Here is a 26,082-nt window from a genome sequence, read left to right on the forward strand (position 1 = left end):
GTATCAGGCGACGCGTACGGCCGGCTTAGTTGAAGGTATGCAACCTCAGCTTCAGCGAACCGTCCGCCTGACGCTCAAACACGTGCGTAGCAATCCCGCCGGCAGCTTGGCGGGACCCATCCGCTCCCTTGCCGTTGGCGCTCCATCTCGCCGTGCCGTAGACGACCTTCTCGTCTCCGCCCGCATCTATGATTGTCAGCTTGTGATCGGCGAATCCGCTCGAAAAAAGCCCGCCGAAGAAAGTCTCGATCGCTGCTGGACCCGATATGATTTGATGGGTCGGAGGCAGCACTTTTGCATTCGAAACATATGCTGCGGCAATCGCTTTGGCGTCAGCTTTGTTGAATGCCGAATCCCAGGCGGCATAAGCCTCCGTGATTTCGGCTCTGACGTCGAAGCTCGTCGAGGGGGCCAAGTTCGTCATAATTCCCTCCCTCAAAATTAACCCTGCTAAACCACCGGATCATACTCCAACTGAGCGCCGGGAAAATCTGGAAAGTAGCGGAACCAGAAGAAGGGGCATCTCGCGCAGTTGCGGACACGCCGCCCGCGCCTTCAGCCGGGCGCTGGCCGCGCCGCGCAAGTGCGAGCGGTGGCAGGCCGGCTGCGCAAGCTCCTGGCGAGAACCGCGGAGCAGGTTCCGTATACACATCCTGCACTATCTCGTACGCTTGAATTCCGATGGACAGCCCACGCGGCTTGTTGTCTGTCGGCTGGACGGCGAGAAGTTCTGCAGCCACAACGCGCTGATCGGCAAGTATTGGCGTGGATACGAGGCCGACCTCGCAGAGGCCAATGATGCGCTCGACGGCAAGCTCGCGGCGTTGGTCGAGTCGTGGCGCCGCAAGTAGCAAGCTTGTACGCCGCTCAACGACAAACGAGTTAGACTTACTTCCGTGGCTCGGTCACCACTTTGGTTGATCCGTCCGGCGCTGCCTGCATTCCCGGTGGGCTTTGACCTTGCGGGCTTTCCGGCGGCGCGCCACCCGATTTCGTGTCGACCGGTCCGGTCCAACCTTGTGGCTGCAATTGACCTTTTTCCTCTGGTGCCGAGCGTCCAGTTGCCATGTCCTTGGGGTCGGTCTGTGCTGTCGCAAATCCGCACGACAACGCCCAGCCAACCGCCGTTATCAGAATGATCCGCATTGCGAGACTCCGCTTGGCTGATCGAACCAACAGGCTGGTCCCGCTTCGGTTCCTTGTTGTGTCATGCAAGCGATCAAACTGCCCGCAAACGATGTCCGGGTTGGGTCATTTTCGACGGTTTCAGCGGAGATTGTCGGCTGGCCGACGTCCGCTTCCACCCCGTAAGCGTCCAGCCGGGGCATGCCCGGAAGCGTTGCGTCATCGGCCCCGCATCACCTCATGCGGTCGCGTCGGGCTCGTCCTTTGCGCCGAGCACGCCGAGCCGCTCGGCGATCCTGACCATTTCGACCACCGATCGGACCTGAAGCTTGTCCATGATCGCACTCCGATGCGCCTTGATGGTCCGCTCGGTGCTGCCGAGCTCGCGCGCGGCATGCTTGTTCGTCTTGCCCTGGACGATGATCTGGAAGACCTGCCGCTGGCGCGGGGTGAGCGTCGAAAGCCGGCCCCGAAGCGCTTCCAGCTCGCCGTCGAGTTCGCGCACGTTGTGATGCCGCGCGATCGCGCGGGCGACGGCTCTCAGGAGATCATCCGAGCCGACCGGCTTGATCAAGAAGTCGTCCGCGCCCGCCTTGATCGCCTTCACGGTGATGCTGACGTCGGGATAAGCGGTCAGAAAGATGATGGGCAGTGTCGAGCCGCGCTCGGCCAGGCGGCTCTGCAACTCGAGCCCGCTCATGCCCGGCATCCTGACATCCAGAAGAATGCAGCCCTTGCTTTCGTCGGGCTGCTCCAGCAATTGCTGGGCCGATGCATAGGTGGCGACGCGGTATCCGCTTGCCTCTAGAACTTGTTGGATGGCCGATAGGTACGATGCGTCGTCATCCACGACATGGACGATGCCGGGCAATGAATTCTCCTGAACGAAAAGTAGCCGCTATGCTTGCTTTTCTTGCTTGTTGGTGCAGCGCCTTCTCGTCCGGTCGTTGCCGGATCACGTCGCTCTTGAGCGGCAGTTACGTCCTGCAATCGCGAGGTGCAAATTAAATCTGCTACAGCGTGCGGCGCCAGGCGTCGGGTGTGACCTTTTGATCGCAAATGCGCGCGCGGAGCGGAGCCTAGTTCGACGAAAGTCCTGTCCTGCGCCGCAAATCCGTAATTGCGCGCAGAAAGCTGTCGGCTGGTGTCGTTTCCGGATCGATCAGCCGGTGCAGGCGAAAGCCGTCTTCCAGCGCGAGCACGACCGAGGCCATCCAGGGCGGGTTCACCGTGTCGTTCTTGCCGTTGCCCTTCAATGTCGCCTCGACGATGTCGGCGACCAGCTTGCGCCGCGCGCGCAGGCGTTTTGCAAGTTCGGGCCGACGCTTCTCGGCGCGCGCGACGTAGAGGATCATCTCCATGTGGAGGAGGGGCGCGCGGCCGAGCGGATCCTGCTTGCTGCGGTCCATCGACTTCAGTGCCGCGATGAAATCGTCGAGATTGTCGTGCTGGGCGAGGATGTCCATGTTGCGGCGGATCGACTGCTCGACATGGTCGGCGAGCATGGCGATGATCAATTCGTCCTTGCTCCTGAAGTTGGAATAGAACGCGCCGCGGGTGAAGCCGGCGGCAGCCGCGATCGCCTCGATGCTGGCGCCGCCGATGCCGTCCTCCTCGAATACGCGCGCGGCCGCCTCGAACAGTCTGTCGCGCGTGTCGTCCCTGGTCGGCCTGGTTCTCACCCTTGACATCGGCACAGCTTAGGGCAGAATGCAACTCGATACAACAATGTATCGAGTTGATAATAAATGGGGATGGTTACGCCGCGCGGGCAGGGGCTGCCGGCGTATTCGTGTCATGCGGCAACCGGTTGAGGTCACCATGAACGAGCAAGTGCAGAACGCCGGCGGTGATCCGCTGTTCAATCCGCTGTCGCCGGACTTCATCCGCGATCCCTATCCGCATTACGACCGGATGCGCGCGATCGATCCGATCCATGTGACGCCGTTCGGCCAGTTCGTCGCCAGCCGCCATGCGGATGTGAGTCTGGTGATGCGCGACAAGCGCTTCGGCAAGGATTTCGTCGAGCGCTCCAAGCGCCGTTACAGCGAAAAGATCATGGACGAGCCGGTGTTTCGGAATCTGGGCCACACGATGCTCCAGGCCGATCCGCCGGATCACACCCGTTTGCGTGGCCTCGTGGTCAAGGCCTTCACCGCGCGCCGCGTGGAGGACATGCGGCCGCGAATCCAGGAAGTCGTCGATCAGACCCTCAATGCGATGATCGATCGAGGCCAGATGGACCTGATCAGGGATTTCGCCTTCCGTCTGCCGGTCACGATCATCTGCGACATGCTTGGTATCCCGGAAGAGCACCGCGAGGGGTTCCACAAGGGCTCGAGCGATGGTGTGCGGATCTTGGATCCTGTCCCCTTGACGCCGGACGAGATCAAGCAGGGCAACGCGCGCAACCTGATGGCGCAGATGTATTTCCAGCAGTTGTTCGAACTGCGCCGCCGTAATCCCGGCGACGACCTCACCACGCAGCTGGTGCAGGCCGAGGAGGACGGCAACAAGCTCACCAACGAGGAATTGACCGCGAACATCATGCTGCTGTTCGTGGCCGGCCACGAGACGACCGTCAATCTGATCGGCAATGGCCTGTTGGCGCTTCACCGCAACCCGGACCAGCTCGCGCTGCTCAAGGCGCGGCCGGAACTGATGACGAACGCGATCGAGGAGTTCCTGCGCTACGATTCCTCGGTGCAGATGACCGGGCGCGTGGCGCTGGAGGACATCGAGGATCTCGGCGGCAGGCAGATCCCCAAGGGCGAAACGGTGCTCTGCCTGCTCGGCTCGGCCAACCGCGATCCCGCCGTTTACCCTGATCGCCCGGACCGGCTCGACGTCACCAGGCAGAACGTCAAGCCGCTGTCGTTCGGCGGCGGCATCCATTTCTGCCTCGGGGCCCAGCTGGCGCGCATCGAGGCCGAGATCGCCATTGCGACGCTCTTGCGGCGGCTGCCTGACTTGCGCATCGACGACGTCGAGAACCCGAAATGGCGACCGACCTTCGTGCTGCGCGGCCTGACGCAGCTCCCGGCGAGTTGGTAGGAGTCGGCATCGCCTCTGCGGGCGCAGGCCCTCATCCTGAGGAGCCCGCGAAGCGGGCGTCTCGAAGGATGGCCGCGGGCGAGAGCCGGGCCTCCATGGTTCGAGACGGCGCTGCGCGCCTCCTCACCATGAGGGTCTCCCCAGCGTTAACCTCCGCGCGCAACAGTCGCTGTGACTTCGCCACACTTCCCTCTATATAAGGGGCTGTTCCGGCGCGCCTGAAGCCTCAAGGCCAAGGTTTGCAGGGGTCAAGGTTTGGCCCAGGTGCCGGTTTGGCCGAGGGGAGACCCGTGCAGACGACGCTGCTCGGATTGGCGATTGCCTTCATCTTAGCGCTTCTGGCCGCGCTGATCGGGCCTTACTTCATCGACTGGAACCAGTTCAGGCCCCAGTTCGAGGCGGAGGCTTCTCGGATCATCGGCGTGCCGGTGCGGGTGGCGGGCGAGCTGGACGCGCGGCTCCTGCCGGCGCCGACCTTGCGGCTGCGTTCCGTGACCTTCGGCGGTAACAACGATCTCGGCCGGCTGCGCGCCGACAAGCTCGACGTCGAGTTCAGCCTTGGCTCCCTCATGCGCGGCGAATGGCGCGCCACCGAGCTCACGGTGGGCGGCATGGCGGTCGATCTCGGTCTCGATGCGCGCGGGCGGGTCGATTTGCCGTCCACCGCGAGCGGCAGCTTCAACCTGGCCTCGCTCGCCATCGAGCGGCTGAACCTCACCGGCCGTGTCGCGCTGCATGATGCCGCCAGCCGTTCGACGCTGGAGCTGACCGACATCGCCTTCTCCGGTGACGTCCGCTCGCTCGCCGGCTCGGTGCGGGGCGACGGCAGTTTCAAGGTGTCGGGCACGCGCTACCCGTTCCGCATCTCCTCCGGCCCGAGCGCCGACGGCAGCGCGACCCGTCTGCATCTCAACGTCGATCCCGGCGAGCGCGCGATCCTGGCCGATCTCGACGGTGTGCTCGCCTTCGACAACCGCCAGCCGAAATTCGACGGCGCGCTGACGCTCGCCGTGCCCGCGGCGAAGAAGCCGGGTGAGGCGGGGCCGACGCCGTGGAAGCTCACCGCAAAACTCAAGGCCGACCCGGCCGGCGCCAAGTTCGACCAGATCGATGCGAGCATCGGCACTGATGACAACGCATTGAAAGCTGGCGGTGTCGGCGATCTCAGGTTCGGTGCTTCGCCGCTGCTGCGCGCGGTGCTGTCGGCCCGCCAGATCGATGCCGACAGGCTGGCGGCCAAAAACGATTCCGAGCCGCTGCGCATCCTGCCGGCGTTGCGCGCAGGCCTCGCCGCGATCCCGCAGGCGCCGATCGCGGCGCAGATCGAGTTCAACTCCGACCAGATCATGCTCGGTGGCCGCCCGCTCCAGAACATCGCGGCGGAGCTTGCGACCGACGGCCGGTCCTGGACCTTCCGGCGGCTCGAGCTGCGCGCGCCGGGCATGACGCAGCTCTCGCTCAACGGCGCGACGCCGGGCGCGGACAGTTTCAGCGGCCGCCTCAACGTCGAATCCTCCGACCCCGACACGCTGGTGGCCTGGCTGTTGGGCCGCGGCGAGATCAACCGCCGCAGCACCCGGCCGCTGCGCCTTGCCGGCGACGTGACGATCGCCGCCAACCATCTCGCCATCGACAGGCTGAAGGCGGATATCGAAGGCGGCGCCATCGAGGGACGAATTGCCTTCGTCCAGACCGGCGCGAGCAAGGGCTCGCGGATCGACGCCGAGTTGAAGGCCGACCGGCTCGATCTCGACGCCGCCGCGAGTTTCGTCCGCGCGCTTGCGGGGCCGCAAGGCGAATGGCCGGAGGAGGCAAAGCTCTCGCTCGATGTCGGCCGCGCCATCTCCGCCGGCCAGGAGCTGCGGCCGTTCGCGGCCAAGCTCGGCTACGCGCCGGCGTCGCTGTCGCTGGAGCAGTTGCGGTTCGGCCAGACCAGCGGCGTGACCACGGAAGCGAGCGGCAGCTTCGACCGCGCCAAGGCGGCCGGCAAGCTCGCGCTGAAATCCTCCGCCAACTCGCTGCGCGAGCTGACTGCGCTGATCGAGCCGTTTGCGCCGTCGGTGCGCGCGCGCTTCGATGCCCTCCCGTCAGTGCCGGGCGCAACCCGGCTGAAGCTCGACCTCAGCCTCGACAAGAACGCCGAGCATGCCGATCGCAGCGACGCCCGCGCCGTGCTCGATCTCGACGCCCCGCAGCTCAAGGCCACCGCCACGCTGGCCGCGCAGACACCGGTGGCGGCCGTCAATGGCATCGATCTCGACAAATTGCAGAGCAGCGACTTCACGCTCGACTCGAAGGTGTCGTCCCCGCAGGCCGGCGCGCTGCTGGCGCTGCTCGGGCTCGATCGCGTGGTGGCCGCGGGCGAGGGCGCTTCGCAGTTCGAAGGACGCTTGAGCGGTGCCTGGCGGCGGCCGCTGCAATTGAACACGAAGATCAGCGGCGGCGGATTGGACGCGGATGCGCAGGGCAGCGTCGAACTGTCGGAGCCCAAGGCCAGTGTGAATCTGCGCGTGCGCAACGTCAACCTCGCGCCGCTGTTCGGGACCAACACGGCCGACAAGTCGGTGCAGGGTGTCAGCCTGTCCTCGCGCCTCACGCTTTCCGGCAACCGCCTGACCTTCAATGATCTCGACGGCAGCGCGGCCGGCTCGCATCTGCGCGGGCGTCTCGCGGTCACGCTCGATCAGGAGAAGAGCGTCGAGGGCGAGGTGGGCCTCGATACACTCGACCTTGGGCCTGCGCTCGCGATGGCGATCGGCGCGGCGGGACGCGATGCGGGCGAGCCGCTCAGTGCGGGGCTGCTCGGTGGCTGGCGCGGCCGCATCGCTTTCCAGGCGCTGCGCGGCACGATGCCCGGCGGCATCGAAGTGCGCCCGTTCGGCGGCACGATCCGCAGCGACGGCCAGTCGCTCGCGCTCGATGGCCTCAAGGGCGGCGTCGGCGGCGGCGAGATGTCGGCGAGTTTTGACGCGCGCAATGGCGCCAATGGTCTTGCGTTGAATGCGCGGATCGAGCTCGGCAATGTCGATGCGACCGTGCTGCGCTATCGCGATCTCGCGCTGCCCAAGGGCCGCGCCTCGGTGCAGATGGCGCTGACAAGCCAGGGCCGCAGCGTCGCGGCGCTCACCGGCGCGCTCGCCGGCAACGGCACCGTGACGCTGGAATCCGCCGAGATCGGTGGCCTCAATCCGCGCGCCTTCGAGATCGCCATCCGCGCCAGCGACGGCGGCCAGGTCAGTGACGACAACCGCCTGCGGCAGCTCGTCGAGCCGGCGCTGGCGGCAGGTCCCATCGCGGTCGCCTCGGCGCAGATCCCGTTCACGATCCGCGACGGACGGCTGCGTGTCGGCGCGACGCCGCTGGAAGCCAGGAACGCGCGCGCCATCGTCTCCGGCGGCTACGACATTCCCGCCGACCAGGCCGACATCCGCGCCAGCCTGACGCCGATCATGACCGGGCTCTCCGGTGCGCCGCCCGAGATCCAGCTGTTTGCGGCGGGTCCCCCCGATCGACTAAGCCGCACCGTCGACCTCGCGCCGCTGTCGTCCTGGCTTGCAGTGCGCACGATCGACCGCGAGACGCGCCGGCTCGATGCGATCGAGCGCGGCGAGCCGCCGCCGGCGACCGCGGCGCTGCCGACGCTGGTCTCTCCGGATGCGGCGCCCGAGCAGGCGCCGGTCAATGTGCCGCTGCCGGGCCAGGATCCGCGTCGCGCGCCGCCGAAGACGAAGGCTGCGCCGACGCCGAAGGCGCCGCAGGCCGCGCCCGCAGCGCCAAGTCCTGCACTTACAAGTCCGCCGATCGCAAGCCAGCAGGTCGCGCCATTGCCGCCGCCGATCGAGGTGCGGCCGGCGCCGGGCCCCGCGCCCGCCAAACCCAAGCCGAAGCCGCCGCTGGTGCTGACGCCGCAGAATCCGTGAACGGATTGACTTGCGTGGATTGAGCCGCGGGTTGGCTCACCTCTCCCGCTTGCGGGAGAGGTCGCGCCGAAGGCGCGGGTGAGGGCTTTCTCCTCTAGGGGATAGTCCCGTTGCGGAGACACCCTCTCCCCAACCCTCTCCCGCAAGCGGGAGAGGGAGCGCACCTCCCCCGCAACCCCTTGCCCGCCGGTTAACCCATTCCCTCGCATTTGAATGAATTTTCGTCGGCAAAACTGATTTGCCGATTTTACCGAATTCTCGCGTTTCATCTCTAGCGTTGGATCCCAGAGGAATTCGGCGTCGCGCCAAGACAGGCGCGACGGCTCGCCAAAGACGACCAAGAACTGGGGTATCGAGATGAACGGGGCGAAATCGCTTCTGCAGGATCTGGACGACGCGATCGCGCGCGGCACCGACGAAAGCCGGGCACGCGCGTTGTGGCACGCGACCGATCTTCTGATCACCGGCCGCTATGTCGACGACGAGATCAGCATGTTCGGCGAGGTGATCGGCCGGCTTGCCGACGAGATCGAGGTCGCCGCGCGCGTGCAGCTCTCCGAACTGATGTCGGCCTGCGACCACGCTCCGCTCAACGTCATCGAGAAGCTCGCCTTCGACGATGCGATCGAGGTCGCCGGCCCCGTGCTGCGCGACTCCACCCGGATCGCCGAGAAGGTGCTGGTCGAGAGCGCCATGACCAAGAGCCAGGCGCATCTGCTCGCGATCTCGCAGCGCCAGTCGATCGGCGAGGCCGTGACCGACGTGCTGGTCAAGCGCGGTAACCAGGAGGTCGTGACGTCGGTTGCGAAGAACGAAGGCGCGCGCTTCTCCGGCTCGGGCCTGTTGCACATGGTCCGCCGCGCCGAGGGGGACTCGATCCTTGCCGAGCAGCTCGGCCTGCGCAAGGACGTGCCGCGCCACATCTTCCAGCAGCTGATCGCGAAGGCGTCGGAAGACGTCCGCCGCCGGCTCGAGACCGAGCGCCCCGAGATGATGGCGCAGATCCAGAGCTCGGTGACCGAGGTCACCGGCGACCTGCAGTCCAAGTTCGGTCCGTCCTCGCGCAGCTATTTCGTCGCCAAGCGCGTGGTGACGACGCAGTACCGCCAGGGCAACCTCAACCAGGACTCGATCGCGAGCTATGCGCGCCAGCACCGTTTCGACGAGGTGCAGATCGGCCTGTCGCTGCTGTCGGCGCTGCCCGTCGACGTCATCGAACGCGCGCTGATGGACCGCAACCGCGAGATGCTGCTGGTGCTGTGCAAGGCGCTCGACTTCTCCTGGGACACCACCATGTCGCTGCTCTTCCTCGGCGCCAAGGATCATCTGATCACCGCGCGCGACCTCCAGGACAACGAGCGCGAATACGGCCGGCTCAAGATCGAGACGTCGCGCAGCATCCTGAAATTCTACCAGTCGCGCAAGAACAGCGCGGGTGCCGATTCCGCCTCGGGCCGTCAGCCCGAGCTCCAAGTCCACTGAACGGGTCCATTGAACAGGTCCACTGAACAGGTTCACTGAGCGGGAATTCGAGAGGGAGTATTTGCAGATGTTGCCTCAATTCGGCACCGCAGTTCGCAAGAAGGGCCTCAACAAGGTCGTTGCCGCAGACGTCGGCGGCGGAGCACCCGACAAGGCCTCGGTGGACGTCGCCTGGCTCGTGCTCGAAGCCGCCAACGACCTCGGCGACCACGCCGCGATCGAGGCCTGCCGCCGCGTCATCGACGCCGAGCTCAACGGCACGGTGGCCCGCAGCTCGGATGTCGATCTCGTCGTGGGGTATTTCAGGTAAGATTTTCGTAGCCCGGATGGAGCGAAGCGCAATCCGGGTCCTTCTCGCGCGGACACGGCGGTCCCGGATTACGCTACGCTCCATCCGGGCTACGCGCCGTCATTGCGGGCGCAGCGAAATCCTCACACGGTAATCAGCGTCTTGATCGCGCGCCGCTCGTCCATGGCGCGGTATCCTTCGGCCACCTCCGACAGCGGCAGCTTCAGATCGAACACCTTGCCCGGCTTGATCCTGCCGGCGAGGACGCGGTCGATCAGGTCCGGCAGGAAGCGGCGGACCGGCGCCGGCCCGCCGAGCATGCGCCGCTGCGCGAAGAACATCGCCTCGCCTTCGAAGGTCACGCCGTGGGGCACGCCGACATAGCCGATCGACCCGCCGGGCCGTGAGCAGGCGATCGCCTGCGTCATCGATTGTTGCGTGCCGACGCATTCCAGGACGGAATCGGCACCGACGCCGCCGGTGAGATCCTTGATGCGGGCAATGCCCTCTTCGCCGCGCTCGGCCACAATGTCGGTGGCCCCGAATTCGGTGGCGAGCTTTTGCCGCGCAGCGTGACGGCTCATGGCGATGATCCGCGCTGCGCCCATCTCGCTGGCCGCCAGCACGCCCATCAACCCGACCGCGCCGTCGCCGACCACGACGACGGTCGCCCCTTCGCGGACGTTGGCGGCGTCTGCGGCATACCAGCCGGTGCCGAGCACGTCGGAGGTCGCGAGCAGATGGGGAATGAGATCGGCCGATGGAGGCTCCGCGGTCGCCACCAGCGTGCCGTCGGCCAGCGGCACGCGCGCGTAGGGGGCTTGCGCGCCGGACATGAACTCGCGCTGCACGCAGGAGGAATGGAAGCCGAAGCGGCAATGCGGGCAGGTGTTGTCGGAGATGCAGAAGGAGCCGACGACGAACTGCCCGGGCCGCACCGTCTTCACCTCGCTCCCGACCTCGACGACCACGCCGCAATATTCGTGGCCCATATGCGCAGGGCCCTCGGTCGGTTGCAGGCCGCGATAGGGCCAGAGATCAGACCCGCAGATGCAGGTCGCCGACAGCTTGATGATGGCGTCGGTGGGCTTGAGGATTTTGGGGTCGTCGACTGCTTCGCAGCGAACGTCGCCGGGGCCGTACATGAGCGTTGCCAGCATGGTCGTATCCTTTCGGGTTCGATTGTCAGGAGAGGAGCTCGAGCCGCAGCGGATATTTTCCACGCGTGAGCAGGGGCTGAGCGCCACCGTCGAGACGGCCGAGACGGATCAACCCGCTGGAGTAGCGGTAGTTGCCGTGGAAGAAGGCGAGATTGCCCCAGGGCGCGAAGGAGATCGCCCGGCGCCTCGCCCGTGAACGGCCCGCCGCCGTTCTCGGTCAACTTACGCGGCAGATAGGCGATCTTCTCGTTGGTCGAGTAATCCTCGATGGCAAGGTCGAGCGGCAGCAGGGCGGTAAGGTCCCGCGCCGATGGGTTGTCGAGAAGGGTCGCCGTAAAACTGTGGCGGTCGAAGGCGCATCGTATCTGCATGTGTGCTGCTCCCGTCTGACCGGAGGCCTTCGTCGCGATCAGGCCGACGACGGAGCCGGGCACCGCGCCGATGGCCACAAGACCGCGGACAACTATGCGGCGCGTGGGACAGTGTCTGGACATGATGCGTGCGCCCGTGGTCGGGCCGGCGGCAAGGCCGGGGCCATTCGTGGCGTCTGAAATAGCGCCCCGCGCGCAGCCCGATTAGATGGATTAGTCCGCTTGCATTGATCGACCTACAGCATAAATGGAGGGTTTCAGCGGCGGACAGCGATGGCCAGGCACGATTTCAACGATCTCTTGTGGTTTCTCACCGTCGCCAGGGAGCGCAGTTTCACCAAGGCGGCCGCCAAGCTCGGCATCGCGCAGTCGACCCTGAGCCACACCATCAAGCGGCTGGAAGACCAGATGGGCATCCGCCTCCTGACGCGCACGACCCGCAGCGTCGGTCTCACCGAAGCAGGTGAGCGCTTGCGGCTGTCGATGGCGCCGCGCATTGCCGAGATCGAGGCGGACATCGCCGACCTGATGGCGTTCCGCGACAAGCCCTCGGGGCGGATCCGGATGACGATCTCAAACCACGCGTTCCACAGCGTGGTGTGGCCGAAGCTCCAGCCGGTTTTGAAGGACTATCCGGACATCAAGCTCGAGGTCAGCCTCGACAGTGGATTTCGCAACATCGTCGAGGAGGGATTCGACGCCGGCGTGCGTCTCGGCGAGAGCGTCGAGAAGGACATGGTCGCGGTGCGGATCGGACCGGACTGGCGGCTGGTGGCCGTGGGCTCACCAGGCTACTTCGCCGAGCACGGCGCGCCGAACCATCCGCACGAGCTCGTGCGGCACAATTGCATCAACCTGCGCATGGAACGGGCGGGCGGGCTGTATGCGTGGGAGTTCGCCAAGGCAGGCCAGGAGCTTCGCGTCCGCGTCGACGGACAATTGACGTTCAACAATTCCTACGTCCAGGTCGATGCAGCCCTGAAGGGATACGGCATCGCCTACGTGCCGGAGAACATCGCAGAGCAGCACATCGCCTCGGGCGACCTCGTGCTGGTGCTGGACGACTGGTCGCCGACATTCGACGGTTACCATATCTATTATCCGAGCCGCCGCCAGAACGCGCCCGCCTTCAAGATCATTGTCGATGCGCTGCGCCATCGCGGCGAGTGATGGCGGGCATTGCCGGCGGAGGACGAAACGTCGTAGATCGCGTTTCGCTAGCTTGCCGGAATAGGCATGCGTCGAACTTGCGCGGTCGAAAGCATGCTATCGTACCACCTGGGATAGCGCTCGCTATTCCCTGGATTTGGGAGAGATAGTCATGAAGACCTTCGCGTTTCTCGTCGTCGGGCTCGCTGTCGCAACCCTTTCGATGCCGGCAGCGAATGCTCAATACAAGTGCTCCTGGAGCGGCGGCACCATTTCCTCCGTCCCGTGTGCCAAGCGTTATGCCGTCAATTACGAAGCGTGCCGAAAATACGTCATAGTGCATGGCTCGACCTCTGCCGACGCCATGTGGTGGTGTACGAGCCAGGGTTACACGAAGTAGCGATAAAGCGATTTGATAGGTCGCGTGAAGTGATCCGATCAAGAGGCCGCCTCGCCGGGCGGCCTCTTCCTGACGTCCGAATGCGAAACACAAAAAGGCCCCGCCGAAGCGAGGCCTCCTTGTACGATCGCTGGCTCGCATCAATCGTCCCAATGATGATAACGACGGATCACGACGCCGCGGTCGTAGTCGCGGTCGTGATGGTACCAGCCACGATGCCAGCCGCGGTCATGCTCGTAGATGCGCGCGCGGGGGCCATCATAATAGTCCCTGTCGCCGCCGATATAGACGCCGAAGCCGGCCGCGTTGGCGATGGTGGGGGTACCGATTGCAAGCGTCGCTAGCGCTGCGAGAGCGTAAGTCAGCTTCTTCATCTGTTCCTCCTTGGTTTGCGTCCGTCGCGAGTCAACGACCGCCACCATCGCCTGTTGCGGGAACAGCGACGAAACTTTCTTGAATGACTGTTCAGGTCGGTTGCATTCAAGAGCTTCATTGCAGCCCGATGGAACGTGGGTCCCACTGTTCCAAGCTGTCCCCATGAAACGATGTTTTGAACGGATCGTCGCATATGAGGCAGAATGATGTGACAGCGGTTCCGCCTTCAACTTTGTCGTCTTGCGCAAAACATTCCACTGTCGTTCACCGCGATCTGGCGCAACGGCTGCAGCTCTCGAACGAGACAGGTGCCCAATGGATAAACCTACCGACGGTCAGGCAGGCGCTCGACAAGCCGGGTTTGCCGGTGTCACGCGCAAGGTTCTCGAACGTCTCCCGCTGCCCGGCAATCACCAAGAGCTCACGGTCGTCGAGGTCACCTATCCACCCGGCGGCGTCGCGCCGCTTCACCGGCATCCCGTGGCGGGTGCGGTCTACATCGTCGAAGGTGTCGCCGAGTCCGCCTATGGCAGCGATGAACCGCGACAATACCGGGCGGGCGAGACGTTGCAGGATCGGGCCGATGTTCCACACACCCTGTTTCGCAATTGTGACCCGGACCGTCCGCTCCGCTTTCTGACCATCTATGTGTTCGAACCCGGTCGCTCCTACACGATGGAGCCGTGAGGCTGCCCTCACGGTCGAGTACGATAGATCACGACGTCCTCGCCGTGATGCGTCGTGCTCTTCTCGAGAACGTAGTTCGATTTCTCCAGCACGCGGCGGGATGCGCCGTGGCCGACAAAGACGAGGCCAATGAGGGACGGCAGCTCGAGTTGCGTCAGCCCGATGTTCGTCAGCGCGCTCGCGATCTCGCTCGCAAGTCCCTGGCCCCAGAGATCTTGCTTGAAGGTGTAGGCGATCTCGATCTCATCGATGCCGTCGACGAGGATGTGCCGGATGCCCGCCCGCCCGGCGAACGCGCCGTCCTTCGTTCGCAGCGCCCAAAGGCCAAAACCGTGCTGGTCCCAATGGGCCATGTTGACGTCGAGATAGGTCTTGGTCGCCTCCGCCGAGCGCACGCCTCCGAGATAGCGGGACACTTCGGCATCGAGATGCAGCGCGACGAGATCGGCGAGGTGATCCGCGTGCAGTCGCTCGGCGATCAGTCTGTCGGTGTTGAATTGGTCCATGAAGACAGTTCGTCGCTTTGGAGCTGGTCGCGATCTTGATGATGCCATCGTGCCCTTGTTCTGCCCGGCGGGTCAACCGACGCCCAGTTCGTATCCCGGCGCGTCCAACGTTCGCATGGATTTGGTCGAGTGGCAGCTTGATCTGAATCAAGCACGCGGATGACGGCCACACCACAACGCGACTTCAGGGCTGGTGATCTGTTGGTGTGCGCAATGATTCCGACCTGGTACGTCACTTTCGAAGTGCGACAGCGAGGCATTCTGCCGAGACAACGAAGTCCGCGTGAGACGAAGACCTTTGCGACTGAGCATGAGGCGAAGCTGTTTGCGCGCGCCAAGCGCGATGAGGGACTTTCCGTCTTTGCAGGCACGATCAACCCCCACCTTCCGAAGCGGCTGATCCCGTCCTCCGGCATCAACGCCTGGCTTGCCGACGAACAGGACAGCGCCGCGGCACCCGGTAATTCAGATGACGACTAAGCACTTTCCCGTGCATAGCGATGGCACTTGAGTGTTGCCATTTTGGTACGAGCCAGGAATCCCCTTGCGCATAAACTTCAGAGTGTTCGCGGCACTTATGCACGCCAACCTGCATAAGGGCTCGTTTCTGACGGACGAGATTTGAGCAAAGGGGATGAGACGATGAAAAAGTTTTCGATCGCGGCGATCGGCTTCGCGGCGCTGAGCATGACGGCTCCGGCCATGGCGGCCGACATGGCCGCCAAGGCGGTGCCACCGCCGGTGCCGGTGGCGGCGGTTTACAATTGGACCGGATTCTACATCGGTGCCAACGGAGGCTGGGGGCAGAGCCATGGTTGCGTCGATTTCTTCACGCCCGCAGGGACGGTCGCGAGTGGTTGCGCCGATCGCTCCGGAGGCCTCGTTGGCGGACAGATCGGGTATCGCTGGCAGACCAATCAGTTTGTGCTCGGCCTGGAAGCCCAGGGCGATTGGGCCGAGATCAAGAACACGCGCGTCAGCGTGATCGATCCGTTGATCTCGACCACGGGCAAGACCGATGCCATCGGGCTGTTCACGGCCCAGCTCGGTTGGGCGTGGAACGCCTCGCTCCTCTACGTGAAGGGTGGTGCCGCCGTGACGCGCAATCGTTTCGACATCTTCAACAACGTCACCGGCGTCGGCCTCGCCTCGGCAGGTCACACGCGCTGGGGCGGTGCCCTGGGTGTTGGTTGGGAATATGGCTTCACTCCGAACTGGTCGGTCGGTATCGAATACGACCATCTCTGGATGGGGCGTGACAACACCACCTTTGGAGCCGGCGTGGTCACGCCCGGTGGATTCACCCTCACGGGCAGCGGGGTCACCCAGGACATCGACATGGTCACGCTTCGGTTGAACTACCGCTTCGGCGGTTACGGTGCGCCGGTCACGGCGCGCTATTGAACCACAGTCTCTCCAGTGAACTCAGGCCCCGGCAGCGACCGGGGCCTTTTTCATGGGGAACCAAGGAAACCGCGAGGATGAGGCGGCGCAGGCCGACTGGCTCAACCCGGGGCTACAAGCCCAACATCGTTGTTTGCACATAAGGCGAGGGGCTCTCCCGCGCGGCCGTGGCCGACAAAGACGCTCTCGCGATCACGGAGCAGCCTTGCCGAGACGTGCGGCTTCTTGAATGGCCGCGGCAATCTCGTCTTCACTTCGGCCGCCGTTTATTGCCACGCGTTCGCCAAAGACGAAGTGAGGAACAGAGGCAACGCCAGCCGCAGCAGACCTCGCCGCCTCTTCCTCCACCCGTCTGTGTTCGGCCGGGTCAACGGCGATTGCGCGCGCCTCGTCACGATCGAACCCGTGGGCGGCTGCGATATCGGCAAGCATATCGGGGTCGGAGATATTCTTCGCGTCGAGGAAATAGGCGTTTGTAATTGCCGCCGCGAGCTTGTGTTGTGTGCCGCGCACGCGGGCTGCCATGATGAGGGCGTGTGCGGATTCGGTTGGATAAGTCCAAAGCTGCCGGCCAAGATCAAGGTCTAGCCCCGAAGCACGCGCCTCGGCCTCGGGCCGCGCGAACGCTTGCTTTGGATCAGTCACACCGTAGCGAGACCGAAGCAAGGTGGGTATGTAGAGCCCGGATCCGGGTGTATGCCGCAAGAGCAGGACCGGGTGGTGGAGAATTTCCACCGCTAATGCGGGGAAGCGCTCCGCCAGTACCTTATCGAGCCGATGCTGCCCTATGATGCACCAGGGGCAAGAGATCTCGGTATAGAGGTCGATCCTCAACATGATGGTTCCCATTCACAAATGGTCGGCGATGCCGGGAGCGGCTCGCACAAACAGACGGTCCGAAACCTGATCGATCAGAAACTTCGCGAGATTTCCTCGGGATAGTTTCATGCCAAGCCGTGTCTTGCCGTACCAGCCGACATCGATGTCACCCCGGGCAGGGCCGTCCTTGAGGAATGGAATACGCACCAGCGTCCAGTCGAGGCGTGAGCCAGCGATCAACTCGCCGGTCGCCTTGATATCGTCATAGGCACCGTGCGCGATCACGCTGAACAGCGTAGCCAAGGCCTTTGACTTCAAGTCGAAGCCGTCTTTGGGGTCGCGATAGCTTGCGGTCGAGATCTGTATGAGACGGCGAACTTTCAGTTCGTCCATGACCGACATGATGTTGCGGAGACCATGCATGATCGGTCGCTTCTCTGGCGTCTTGATACCGTTCGGCCCCAGAGCGCTGATCACCACGTCGGAACCTGCGATGCAATTCTTGATCGCTTCCAGATTCTTGAGATCGCCGGCGACGATCTCGATCTTGCCGGCAAAGGCCGACAATTTGGCTGTATCGCGCGTGTAGACGGACAAGGTGTATCCTTGTCTCAACCCTTCTTCGATGATGTGTTTTCCAGTCGGCCCCGTTGATCCAAAAAGCGCAATCTTCATCTCGTCGCCCTCCGGAAAACGGCCGGATGACGGGTTCTGGCGCGGCGTGGGTCGGTGGATACGGCGATCGTTCTGCTGAAAGGCACGGCAGCTCCTTGAGTGCAGTATGATTTGCTGACCAGATATGGTTTAGTGACCGCCGTCATCGCAAGAACGCATATTTTCGAGGCCTGGTCACACGCGTATGCCCGCCCCTCCAGATCAGCCCGGAACGAATCCCGATTGCCGGAGAGTCAACGCGATCCTCGGCCGCATGGGCGACAAGTGGACCATCCTCACCATCTCGATGCTCAAGGAGCGGCCGCGACGCTTCAATGAATTGAAGCGTCTCATAGGCGGGGTCTCACAGCAGATGCTCACCCGCACCCTGAAATCTCTGGAGCAGGATGGGATGGTTAGTCGTAGGGTCCACGCGACCGTCCCGCCACAGGTCGAGTACAGTTTGACCGACTTGGGCGCTTCCCTTGCCGAGCCGCTCATGCAACTCGCGACGTGGGTGCTGCACCATGTCGGTGAGATTGAAGGTCACCGAGCACTTCACGAATCGAAGACGAAGCATCTTCGAATGTGAGGTCGAGCTTTCTTGCGGTATTCGCCCCGAGTAAGAGTTTTGGCGAGCCGGTCTGGCGCGCTCGCCGCTGCAACCGGCCCCTGAGTTGTCTACGGCGTCACAACATCGCCGTCTGCACATAAGGCGAGGGAACGTCCCGCGCGGCGTTCTGTGTGACGAACGAGGTGGCTAGCAGCGCGAGGCCCACGATTGCGGGCACCGCACCGCCGGGCTTCCTGACGCCGAGATAGGCAAGGCCCGCCAGCAGCAGGTGAAAGAAAATGCCGGCATAGGCGAGATCGCTGAGCGCGACGCTGACGCGCAACAGGATGGCGGCCGGGCCCAGCACCTTCACGACGATCATGACCGGTACGAGATAGGCGGGGTAGCCGAGTTCGCCGAGCGCCTGCCGGACCCAGTCTCTCCTGGTGAGGTACATGTAGGCAGAGGTCAGATACAGCAGGCACAGCAGCGCCGTGCTGATCCAGTAGATGTGGATTGCAGCCATGAGGTCTCGTTGATCGCCACTGAACGCGGCAATCTCTCCTTCGTCTCGTTGGTTCCTGTGGATGCGCAGCCTTCGTCGGTGCGCGGCATCACTTATCGAAAATGCTAAGCAGGATGAATTTTCGCAAGTAGGATGAATAATCTGCTGCAAGTATGGAAAACCAGACCATGGCCGACAAGGCGATCAACATGCACGAGGAGATGCGACGCGCCTTCGCGTTGCTCTCCGGCAAGTGGAAGCTGGAGATCATGTGGCTGCTCAACCAGCGGGTCTACCGCTTCGGCGAGCTGCGCAAGGCGATCCCCGGCATCACGCAGCACATGCTGACCGCGCAGCTGCGCGAGCTCGAGGCGGACGGCCTGGTGTCGCGCACCGTGTTCGCGGAAGTGCCGCTGCGGGTCGAGTATGAGATCACCGAAAAGGCGCGCGGGCTCGGCCCGACCATGGAGGCGCTGACGGCGTGGTGGACGAAGTATGGAAAGAGCGTGCCGGCGAAAGCGAGTGCGCGCGGCCGCAAAGCCAAACGCGGTTGACTTGTGCACGGAGATGCGAACGCAGGTCGATGATGCCATCATGCCAGTGTTTTGCCCGACGGCGCAACCGGCGTAGTCCGAAGCCCGGATGGAGCGCAGCGTAATCCGGGTCCGGTGGTGCTTTGGGCGAGATTCCCGGATTTCGCTGCGCTCCATCCCGGGCTACGGAGTCGCGCACGCGTAAGCCATTGATTTCACAACCCCCGTCTACTGTGCATGGGGTTGTTTTCGCTGTTTGAGTTTTGAGAGGGCTATCCCGCGCCCAGCGCCACCGCGACGTTGTACGTCACGAGGCTCGCCGCATAGGCCAGCACCAGCATGTAGGTGAAGGTGACGGCCATCCAGCCCCAGCTTCCGGTCTCGCGCCGGATCACGGCGAGCGTCGAGGCGCATTGCGGGGCGAAGATGTACCAGGCCAGCATCGACAGCGCGGTGGCGAGCGACCATTTCGTCGCCAGCACCTGACCGATCTGCTCGGCCGCTTCCTTGCCGCCTTCGATCGCGTAGACGGTGCCGAGGGCGGCGACAGCGACCTCGCGGGCCGCCATGCCGGGGATCAGCGCCACCGCGATCTGCCAGTTGAAGCCGACGGGCGCGAGCAGCGGCTCGAGCGCCTTGCCGATGATGGCGGCGAGGCTGAAGTCGATGGCGGGCTCGGTCGCGCCCGCCGGCGGCTGCGGGAACGAGGCCAGGAACCAGATCAGCACCATCATCGAGAAGATCGTGGTGCCGGCGCGCTGCAGGAACATCTTGGCGCGGGTGTAGATGCCGATCGCGATCGATTTCAGCCTGGGCATCTTGTAGTCTGGCAGCTCCAGCATGAACGGTGCCGGCGCATAGTCGCGGATCATGAAGAACTTGATCACGAACGAGACGGCAAGCGCGCTGACGATGCCGGTGACGTAGAGGCCGAACATCACGAGGCCCTGCAGGTTGATGAAGCCCCAGACGTCCTTTGCGGGAATGAAGGCGGAGATGATCAGCGTGTAGACCGGGATGCGCGCCGAGCAGGTCATCAGCGGCGCGATCAGGATCGTGGTCAGCCGGTCGCGCTTGTTGTCGATCACCCGCGTCGCCATGATGCCGGGAATGGCGCAGGCAAAGCTCGACAACAGCGGAATGAAGGCGCGGCCGTGCAGGCCGGCGCCGCCCATGATGCGGTCCATCAGGAACGCGGCGCGCGCCATGTAGCCGAAATCTTCCAGCAGCAGAATGAACAGGAAGATGAGGATGATCTGCGGCAGGAACACGATGACGCTGCCGACGCCCGAGATCACGCCGTTCTGCAGGAAGCTCTGCAACAGGCCGTCGGGCAGGGTGGCCTGCACGAGCTCCCCGAGCGCGTCGAAGCCGGACTTGAGCAGGTCCATCGCCGGCTGCGCCCAGGCGAACACCGCCTGGAACATCACGAACAGGATCAGCGCCAGCACGATCAGGCCGCCGACCGGATGCAGCACCACGGCGTCGATCCGCGCGGTCCAGGTGTCGGGCCTAGCAGGCAGGCTGACGCAGTCGGCGATGATGCGGTCGGCCTCGCGCTGGGTGGCGCGCAGCTCGGAGACGCTGAGCGCGCGCCAGCTGTTCTCGGTCGGTTCGGCGGCAAGCTTGGCGGAAATCTCGTCGGTCAGCGCCAGCAGGTCGGCCGTGCCGCCCTTGCGCACCGCGATCGAGGTCACCATGGGAACGCCGAGCTCCTTGGCGAGCCGCTCGACATCGACCGTGATGCCGCGGCGGCTTGCGATATCGAACATGTTGAGGACGAGGATCATCGGCCGGCCGGTGCGCTTCAGCTCGAGCAGCAGGCGGATGGTCAGGCGCAGATTGGTGGAATCGGCCACACACAGCACGAGATCCGGCACGATCTCGCCGGAGGCCTTGCCGAGCACGAAGTCGCGGGTGATCTCCTCGTCCGGGCTGCGGCCGCGCAGCGAATAGGTGCCGGGCAGGTCGACCACGGAGACCTGGCGTCCCTGCGGGGTGACGAAGAAGCCTTCCTTGCGCTCGACGGTCACCCCGGGATAGTTCGCGACCTTCTGCCGGCTGCCGGTCAGGGCATTGAACAGCGAGGTCTTGCCGCTGTTGGGCGTGCCGACCAGGGCGAGATGCAGCAGGGGTGCTTCCATGGGATCAAGGGCCTGGGGGCAGTTATCCGGTCGCTGACTAGGCGACGATGATGGCCATGGCTTCGCGCCGACGGACTGCGATCGTGATGCTGTCGACCCTGACCGCGATCGGGTCGCGCCCGACCAGCCCCTCGTGCAGGACCTCGACGCGGGCCCCCTCGACGAAGCCGAGCTCGATCAGGCGGCTCTCGAGCTCGATGTCCGAAAGCGCCGAACCCGTATCCTTGGTGGAAAGGTGCTGAATGACGCCGGTATAGCCGCGCAGGGCCAGACCCAGCGGCATATGCGGGCGCGTGTCATCATGGTCGGTCATGCCCTGTATTTTCAACGCAGGGCATTGAGGTCAAGCGCACTCGGCGGCCGAAACTGCACCTTAGAGTGATTTTAAAGTGCAGGCGCCGGGGGTCGCACAGAAAAACACGCCCCGGCGGCTATTGCGCCGGGACCTTGTCCGGCTGGACGGCCATGGCCCGGCTCTTGAAGTAGTCGAGCACGAACAGGCGGATCGCCGAGGACAGATTGCCCTGCTGGCGGTTGCCGTCGATCTCGCCGACGAGCTCGGACAGCGTCATGTTACGCAGGCCCGAGATCTCCTTCATGCCGTTCCAGAACGCCTCTTCCAGGCTGACGCTGGTCTTGTGGCCAGCGACGACGATCGATCGTTTCACGACGGGCGACTTCATGGCTGCTCCTCGCGATCGATCCGATGCTGGTCCAGGTGCGCCTTCGCCTTGTCCGTGCGCGTCTCCTCCACCGACCGCTCCGCCTTGGTGCGGCCGAACTTCGCCCGGTTGGCGTCCGCTTGCTTCGCCGAAGCTTCCCGCTCGGCGCGCTTCCTGAAGCGATTCAGGTTGATGACGTTCCCCATGCCGCGTCTCCATCATCCGATCCTCGGCAGGCAGGATGAAACATTCAAAAACAGGGTAGCGCGTTGCGCCCCACAAGACTTGATCGCCATTCGCTCGTCCTCGTCAATCGGCCCTTCGGGCCACCAAACGATGAATTTCGCCCCGTCAAGGGGCGGTGAGGCTGCCGTAACACGCCGCCCCGCCGCAACATTGACGGTAATCAAATCCCGCCCCCAAAACCGCATATTTCTGGGGCGCCCAGCGTCCGTATCATTACGGATGACTATCGGAATTCGGAAATCTAGCCCGGGCTGGTCATCTTCTCCGGGCGCACCAGGCGGTCGAATTCGTCGGCCGAGACGAAACCGAGCCGCAGCGCCTCCTCCTTGAGCGTGGTGCCGTTGGCATGCGCCGTCTTGGCCACCTTGGCGGCGTTGTCGTAGCCGATCTTCGGGGCCAGCGCCGTCACCAGCATCAGCGAGCGCTCCATCAGCTCCCTGATGCGCTTTTCGTCGGCGCGGATGCCGCTGACGCAATGCTCGGTGAAGGAGCGCGCCGCATCCGCCATCAGGCGGATCGAGTGCAGCATGTTGTAGGCCAGCACCGGCTTGTAGACATTGAGCTCGAAATGGCCCTGGCTGCCGGCGACCGTGATCGCGGTGTGATTGCCGAACACCTGGCAGCACACCATGGTCATCGCCTCGCACTGCGTCGGATTGACCTTGCCCGGCATGATCGAGGAGCCCGGCTCGTTCTCCGGCAGGACCAGCTCGCCCAGCCCCGAGCGCGGGCCCGATCCGAGCAGGCGGATGTCGTTGGCGATCTTGAACAGGCCGGTCGCGACCGAATTGATGGCGCCATGCGCCAGCACATAGGCGTCATTCGAGGCCAGCGCCTCGAATTTGTTGGCGGCGCTGGTGAAGGGCAGCTTCGCAATCCCGGCAACGTGCTTTGCGAACAGCTTTGCAAAGCGCGGCTTCGAGTTGAGGCCGGTGCCGACCGCGGTGCCGCCCTGCGCCAGCGGGTAGAGGTCCTTCACCGCCACCTTGAGCCGCGCGATGCCGCTTTCGACCTGCGCGGCATAGCCGGAAAATTCCTGGCCGAGCGTCAGCGGCGTCGCATCCTGGGTGTGGGTGCGGCCGATCTTGACGATTTTTGCGAACTCCTTCTCCTTCTTGCGCAGCGCGCGCAGTAGCTCGCCGAGGGCGGGGACGAGATCGGCATTGATGCGGCTGGCGGCAGCGATATGCATCGCAGTCGGGAAGGAGTCGTTCGACGACTGGCTCATGTTGACGTGATCGTTGGGATGCACCGGCTTCTTGGCGCCGAGCTCGCCGCCGAGCAGCTCATTGGCGCGATTGGCGATCACCTCGTTGAGGTTCATGTTGCTCTGCGTGCCCGAGCCGGTCTGCCACACCACGAGGGGGAAATGGTCGTCGAGCTTGCCCTCGATCACCTCGCGCGCGGCGCGGATGATGGCATTGGCGCGGCGTTGGTCGAGCAGGCCGAGCTCGAGGTTGGACTGCGCGGCGGCGAGCTTGACGATCCCGAGCGCATGCACGAGCGAGATCGGCATGCGGTCCGTGCCGATGCGAAAATTCTGCCGCGACCGCTCGGTCTGCGCCCCCCAATAGCGATCGGCGGGCACTTCAATGGGACCGAAACTGTCGGTCTCGGTGCGGGTTGCGGGGCGGGCGGTCGTTGAGTTAGTGGGCTTGGAGCGGGAAGCTTTGGCCATGAGCACATCCATTCTGCCGCGCGAAACGCCGCACGGCCTCTTCATGTGCTCTTCTATATAGACAGTTTGACCGGGCGCGATGGCTGCGCGCCCAACCTAGATCATTTCTTGCGGAAACGATCGAGCCGCACGACCTCGGCGCCGCCCTGGTTCGGCGGCGTCGGCTCTTCCGCGGTCTCAGCCTTCTCGGCGGCGGCGGCAGGCACCGCTACGGCCGAGGGGGCAGGGGCCGCCGGCAAATTCTCCGGCTCCACCTCGGCGACATCGGACGTATCGAACTGGAGGCCGAATTTCACGGACGGGTCGAGGAAGCTCTTGATGGCGCTGAACGGCACCACCAGCCGCTCCGGAATGCCGCCGAAAGACAGGCCGACCTCGAAGCGGTCCTCGAGCACGGTCAGATCCCAGAACTGGTGCTGGAGGATGATCGTCATCTCCTCCGGATATTGCGCCAGCAGCCGCGACGACAGCTTCACGCCCTCGGCCTTCGACACGAAGGTGATGAAGAAATGGTGCTCGCCCGGCAGGCCATGGACCGCGGCATCGGTCAGCACCTTCCGCAGCACGCCGCGCAACGCGTCGCGGGCCAGCACATCGTATCGGATATGATCGGTCGCCATGGTGGTCCTGTTGCATTCCAGGAGTTCGGCCCTGCCGGCCCGACTCGCCAAGCCGCAATAGTACCGCGCCTAACGGGTCAGCAGGAGTCCCTGCCGGGGAGGAAATAAAAGGCAAGTGGAGGCTTCTGTTGCCAGGTGCCTCCGAACCCCGCCTAGCGGAGCTTAACCCGCTAGGACTTTAAAGTGGTCTTTCAAACTGCGTTACGCAGCCTGAGCAACCGGAGCAAAGTTGTCGTTGGCAACTATTGCAGTAGCCCGATAACGGCGGAACAATACCGGGAAAAAGTACGCCCTTTACGCCCTCGTCGATCCTATTTCGCCCCCGCCAAAGCCCGCTTCTGGGTGAGCCCGATGGGTGGGCTTTGGTGGAGGCGCCGGGTACCGCCCCCGGGTCCGAATGGTTTATTGCGACGACCGTTTATTTCCATAGCCGGCGAACCGGCACCCCCAATATAGGCGGCAAAGGTTTCAAAAAACAGAGGTTTCGAGCGGCGATGTGCGGTTCCCTTGGGACAGATTTCCGGAACGCCGCAGGCCCGATCTTGGCCGCGCCGCGGCCGCCGTTCTAAGCTCCTGAGATGTCCGCCGATTCAGCGCCGGCCGCTCAAGAGCCGGACCAGCCAGCCTTGCTTGCCGCCCCGCCCAGCCTGACCGCGCTGTTCGTGGCCTTTGCCCGGATGTCGCTGGCGGGTTTCGGCGGGGTCCTGGTGTTTGCGCGGCGGGCGATCGTCGAGCAGCACCGCTGGATGACGGCCGACGAGTTCAACGAGACCTTTGCGCTCTGCCATTTCCTGCCCGGCCCCAATATCGTCAATCTATCGATGGTGTTCGGTGCGCGGCTGCGCGGGATCGCGGGAGGTGTCGCCGCCTTTGCCGGGCTGCTGCTGCCGCCGATGCTGATCATGACCGTGCTCGCGATCGCCTACGCCCGGTTCGGCGACCTCGAGGTGCTGCGCCGCATCCTCGCAGGCATCTCCTGCGCGGCGGTCGGCCTCCTGATCGAGGTGGTCTTCCGCATGATGATGCCGCTCCTGAAGCGGATGGAGGCGGTCGCGCTGATCCTGATGCTCGGTGTCTTCCTCGCCATCGGCGTGCTCCGCCTGCCGCTCCAGGCGGTGCTGCTGGTCGCGATCCCCGTGAGTGTCGGCGCTACCTTCCTCCTGCGGCGGAAGGTAGCAGCATGAACAGCGAGAACCCGGTCTGGGCGCTGATCTCGACCTTCGGCCTGATGTCGCTGTTCGCAGTCGGTGGCGCCGCCGCGGCGGTGCCCGAGATGCACCGCATCGCGGTCGACGTACATCACTGGATGACCGACAAGCAGTTCACGGATGCCTATGCGATCGCGCAGCTTTCGCCAGGTCCGAACGTGCTTATCGTGACGTTAATCGGCTATGCGGTCGCCGGCATCCCCGGCGCGCTCGCGGCGACACTGGCGATGTGCCTGCCGACCGCGCTGGTTGCCTATTATGTCAGCCGGCTCCTGAACCGGCCCAGTCAATCGCGCTGGCCCGGCCTGATCCAGGCTGCACTGGTTCCGCTCTCGATCGGATTGATGGCGGCGAGTGCCGTGATCCTGGCCCAGTCGACCGACCGGACAATTGCTGCAGTGCTTCTGACCGCGATGGTTGCGGTGATCGCATCGGTCTCGCGCATCAATCCCCTCTGGCTCCTGCTTGCCGGGGGCCTGTTGGGTTTTGCTGGCATTGTGTGATGAAAATCGCTAGGCAGTGCTGCGGCCCGGGGGAT

30 protein-coding genes, 1 other RNA gene and 1 pseudogene are annotated in these 26,082 nt (G+C 64.2%); 14 read left to right on the forward strand and 18 right to left on the reverse strand.

Annotated features, from left to right (window positions below; genetic code table 11):
* Positions 1-25 precede the first annotated feature (25 nt).
* Positions 26-424, reverse strand: a complete 399-nt coding sequence (locus tag ACVJ19_RS19205) for a YybH family protein (RefSeq protein ID WP_453950583.1) — start codon at positions 422-424, stop codon at positions 26-28.
* Between the two features lie 247 nt (positions 425-671).
* Between ACVJ19_RS19205 and ACVJ19_RS19210 the strand changes: the two genes are divergently transcribed.
* Positions 672-851, forward strand: coding sequence for a hypothetical protein (locus ACVJ19_RS19210; protein ID WP_453950584.1), 180 nt, complete (start codon positions 672-674; stop codon positions 849-851).
* A 37-nt stretch (positions 852-888) separates the two neighbouring features.
* Here ACVJ19_RS19210 and ACVJ19_RS19215 read toward each other — a convergent pair whose 3' ends face one another.
* The 3 genes from ACVJ19_RS19215 to ACVJ19_RS19225 all read right to left on the reverse strand — a co-directional run bounded on the left by ACVJ19_RS19215 (position 889) and on the right by ACVJ19_RS19225 (position 2,816).
* Entirely contained in the window at positions 889-1,146 is a 258-nt protein-coding gene (locus ACVJ19_RS19215) for a hypothetical protein (protein ID WP_453950585.1), read from the reverse strand.
* A 217-nt stretch (positions 1,147-1,363) separates the two neighbouring features.
* Positions 1,364-1,996 (reverse strand): response regulator transcription factor, encoded by a 633-nt coding sequence (locus tag ACVJ19_RS19220; RefSeq protein ID WP_453950586.1) that lies wholly within the window; start codon positions 1,994-1,996, stop codon positions 1,364-1,366.
* Positions 1,997-2,204: 208 nt separating this feature from the next.
* Entirely contained in the window at positions 2,205-2,816 is a 612-nt protein-coding gene (locus ACVJ19_RS19225) for a TetR/AcrR family transcriptional regulator (RefSeq protein WP_453950587.1), read from the reverse strand.
* Positions 2,817-2,946: 130 nt separating this feature from the next.
* Between ACVJ19_RS19225 and ACVJ19_RS19230 the strand changes: the two genes are divergently transcribed.
* From ACVJ19_RS19230 to ACVJ19_RS19245, 4 genes are all read left to right on the forward strand, one after another.
* On the forward strand, positions 2,947-4,179 hold the full coding sequence (locus ACVJ19_RS19230) for a cytochrome P450 (protein WP_453950588.1): 1,233 nt from the start codon (positions 2,947-2,949) through the stop codon (positions 4,177-4,179).
* A 290-nt stretch (positions 4,180-4,469) separates the two neighbouring features.
* Complete coding sequence (locus ACVJ19_RS19235) at positions 4,470-8,099, forward strand: AsmA family protein (protein ID WP_453950589.1); 3,630 nt, start codon at positions 4,470-4,472, stop codon at positions 8,097-8,099.
* Between the two features lie 357 nt (positions 8,100-8,456).
* Entirely contained in the window at positions 8,457-9,581 is a 1,125-nt protein-coding gene (locus ACVJ19_RS19240) for a DUF2336 domain-containing protein (RefSeq protein ID WP_453950590.1), read from the forward strand.
* Positions 9,582-9,648: 67 nt separating this feature from the next.
* Entirely contained in the window at positions 9,649-9,891 is a 243-nt protein-coding gene (locus tag ACVJ19_RS19245; RefSeq protein ID WP_453950591.1) for a hypothetical protein, read from the forward strand.
* Positions 9,892-10,013: 122 nt separating this feature from the next.
* Here ACVJ19_RS19245 and ACVJ19_RS19250 read toward each other — a convergent pair whose 3' ends face one another.
* Positions 10,014-11,030, reverse strand: a complete 1,017-nt coding sequence (locus ACVJ19_RS19250; protein WP_453950592.1) for a zinc-dependent alcohol dehydrogenase family protein — start codon at positions 11,028-11,030, stop codon at positions 10,014-10,016.
* A gap of 25 nt (positions 11,031-11,055) precedes the next feature.
* Positions 11,056-11,524, reverse strand: a pseudogene (locus ACVJ19_RS19255) (cyclophilin-like fold protein).
* 150 nt (positions 11,525-11,674) lie between these two features.
* Between ACVJ19_RS19255 and ACVJ19_RS19260 the strand changes: the two are divergent.
* Both ACVJ19_RS19260 and ACVJ19_RS19265 read left to right on the forward strand, forming a co-directional pair.
* On the forward strand, positions 11,675-12,571 hold the full coding sequence (locus tag ACVJ19_RS19260; RefSeq protein WP_453950593.1) for a LysR family transcriptional regulator: 897 nt from the start codon (positions 11,675-11,677) through the stop codon (positions 12,569-12,571).
* Between the two features lie 151 nt (positions 12,572-12,722).
* Positions 12,723-12,950, forward strand: coding sequence for a hypothetical protein (locus ACVJ19_RS19265; RefSeq protein WP_453950594.1), 228 nt, complete (start codon positions 12,723-12,725; stop codon positions 12,948-12,950).
* A gap of 140 nt (positions 12,951-13,090) precedes the next feature.
* Here ACVJ19_RS19265 and ACVJ19_RS19270 read toward each other — a convergent pair whose 3' ends face one another.
* Entirely contained in the window at positions 13,091-13,324 is a 234-nt protein-coding gene (locus ACVJ19_RS19270; protein ID WP_453950595.1) for a hypothetical protein, read from the reverse strand.
* 316 nt (positions 13,325-13,640) lie between these two features.
* On the opposite strand from ACVJ19_RS19270, the gene ACVJ19_RS19275 reads away from it, so the two are divergent.
* Positions 13,641-14,012 (forward strand): cupin domain-containing protein, encoded by a 372-nt coding sequence (locus ACVJ19_RS19275; protein WP_456739413.1) that lies wholly within the window; start codon positions 13,641-13,643, stop codon positions 14,010-14,012.
* A gap of 8 nt (positions 14,013-14,020) precedes the next feature.
* On the opposite strand, the gene ACVJ19_RS19280 is transcribed toward ACVJ19_RS19275, so the two are convergent.
* Positions 14,021-14,518: a GNAT family N-acetyltransferase gene (locus ACVJ19_RS19280; protein ID WP_453950597.1), complete on the reverse strand. Its 498-nt coding sequence runs from the start codon at positions 14,516-14,518 to the stop codon at positions 14,021-14,023.
* 213 nt (positions 14,519-14,731) lie between these two features.
* On the opposite strand from ACVJ19_RS19280, the gene ACVJ19_RS19285 reads away from it, so the two are divergent.
* A complete protein-coding gene (locus ACVJ19_RS19285; protein ID WP_453955164.1) occupies positions 14,732-14,998 on the forward strand; it encodes a hypothetical protein in 267 nt (88 codons plus the stop codon).
* Between the two features lie 162 nt (positions 14,999-15,160).
* Positions 15,161-15,922 (forward strand): outer membrane protein, encoded by a 762-nt coding sequence (locus tag ACVJ19_RS19290; protein WP_453950598.1) that lies wholly within the window; start codon positions 15,161-15,163, stop codon positions 15,920-15,922.
* Positions 15,923-16,114: 192 nt separating this feature from the next.
* Here ACVJ19_RS19290 and ACVJ19_RS19295 read toward each other — a convergent pair whose 3' ends face one another.
* The gene (locus ACVJ19_RS19295; RefSeq protein WP_453950599.1) at positions 16,115-16,759 is read right to left on the reverse strand and encodes a DsbA family oxidoreductase; all 645 of its coding nucleotides are present in this window, start codon (positions 16,757-16,759) and stop codon (positions 16,115-16,117) included.
* A 12-nt stretch (positions 16,760-16,771) separates the two neighbouring features.
* Positions 16,772-17,416 (reverse strand): SDR family oxidoreductase, encoded by a 645-nt coding sequence (locus ACVJ19_RS19300; protein WP_453950600.1) that lies wholly within the window; start codon positions 17,414-17,416, stop codon positions 16,772-16,774.
* Between the two features lie 253 nt (positions 17,417-17,669).
* Between ACVJ19_RS19300 and ACVJ19_RS19305 the strand changes: the two genes are divergently transcribed.
* A complete protein-coding gene (locus tag ACVJ19_RS19305; RefSeq protein ID WP_453950601.1) occupies positions 17,670-17,987 on the forward strand; it encodes a winged helix-turn-helix transcriptional regulator in 318 nt (105 codons plus the stop codon).
* A gap of 97 nt (positions 17,988-18,084) precedes the next feature.
* Here the strand turns inward: ACVJ19_RS19305 and ACVJ19_RS19310 are convergent, their stop codons facing one another.
* Complete coding sequence (locus ACVJ19_RS19310; protein WP_453950602.1) at positions 18,085-18,474, reverse strand: DoxX family protein; 390 nt, start codon at positions 18,472-18,474, stop codon at positions 18,085-18,087.
* Between the two features lie 152 nt (positions 18,475-18,626).
* On the opposite strand from ACVJ19_RS19310, the gene ACVJ19_RS19315 reads away from it, so the two are divergent.
* Positions 18,627-19,007, forward strand: coding sequence for a winged helix-turn-helix transcriptional regulator (locus tag ACVJ19_RS19315; protein ID WP_453950603.1), 381 nt, complete (start codon positions 18,627-18,629; stop codon positions 19,005-19,007).
* A gap of 251 nt (positions 19,008-19,258) precedes the next feature.
* On the opposite strand, the gene feoB is transcribed toward ACVJ19_RS19315, so the two are convergent.
* From feoB to ssrA, 7 genes are all read right to left on the reverse strand, one after another.
* A complete protein-coding gene (feoB, locus tag ACVJ19_RS19320) occupies positions 19,259-21,130 on the reverse strand; it encodes a ferrous iron transporter B (RefSeq protein ID WP_453950604.1) in 1,872 nt (623 codons plus the stop codon).
* Between the two features lie 37 nt (positions 21,131-21,167).
* Positions 21,168-21,443 carry a FeoA family protein gene (locus tag ACVJ19_RS19325; RefSeq protein WP_018640861.1) on the reverse strand — a complete coding sequence of 92 codons (276 nt, stop codon included), beginning with the start codon at positions 21,441-21,443 and terminating at the stop codon, positions 21,168-21,170.
* Positions 21,444-21,561: 118 nt separating this feature from the next.
* Complete coding sequence (locus ACVJ19_RS19330; protein WP_011089261.1) at positions 21,562-21,813, reverse strand: ribbon-helix-helix domain-containing protein; 252 nt, start codon at positions 21,811-21,813, stop codon at positions 21,562-21,564.
* A complete protein-coding gene (locus tag ACVJ19_RS19335) occupies positions 21,810-21,998 on the reverse strand; it encodes a DUF4169 family protein (protein WP_453950605.1) in 189 nt (62 codons plus the stop codon). Before ACVJ19_RS19335 ends, ACVJ19_RS19330 begins: the two co-directional genes overlap by 4 nt.
* 281 nt (positions 21,999-22,279) lie before the next feature.
* Positions 22,280-23,728: a class II fumarate hydratase gene (gene fumC / locus ACVJ19_RS19340; protein WP_453950606.1), complete on the reverse strand. Its 1,449-nt coding sequence runs from the start codon at positions 23,726-23,728 to the stop codon at positions 22,280-22,282.
* Between the two features lie 89 nt (positions 23,729-23,817).
* Complete coding sequence (locus ACVJ19_RS19345; protein WP_453950607.1) at positions 23,818-24,336, reverse strand: SspB family protein; 519 nt, start codon at positions 24,334-24,336, stop codon at positions 23,818-23,820.
* A gap of 114 nt (positions 24,337-24,450) precedes the next feature.
* Positions 24,451-24,818: a transfer-messenger RNA gene (ssrA, locus tag ACVJ19_RS19350) on the reverse strand.
* A gap of 96 nt (positions 24,819-24,914) precedes the next feature.
* Between ssrA and ACVJ19_RS19355 the strand changes: the two genes are divergently transcribed.
* Both ACVJ19_RS19355 and ACVJ19_RS19360 read left to right on the forward strand, forming a co-directional pair.
* Positions 24,915-25,520: a chromate transporter gene (locus tag ACVJ19_RS19355; protein ID WP_453950608.1), complete on the forward strand. Its 606-nt coding sequence runs from the start codon at positions 24,915-24,917 to the stop codon at positions 25,518-25,520.
* Complete coding sequence (locus tag ACVJ19_RS19360; RefSeq protein WP_453950609.1) at positions 25,517-26,047, forward strand: chromate transporter; 531 nt, start codon at positions 25,517-25,519, stop codon at positions 26,045-26,047. The genes ACVJ19_RS19355 and ACVJ19_RS19360 overlap by 4 nt, the downstream gene beginning before the upstream one ends.
* Positions 26,048-26,082 lie beyond the last annotated feature (35 nt).

This window comes from Bradyrhizobium sp. USDA 376 (assembly GCF_054063675.1).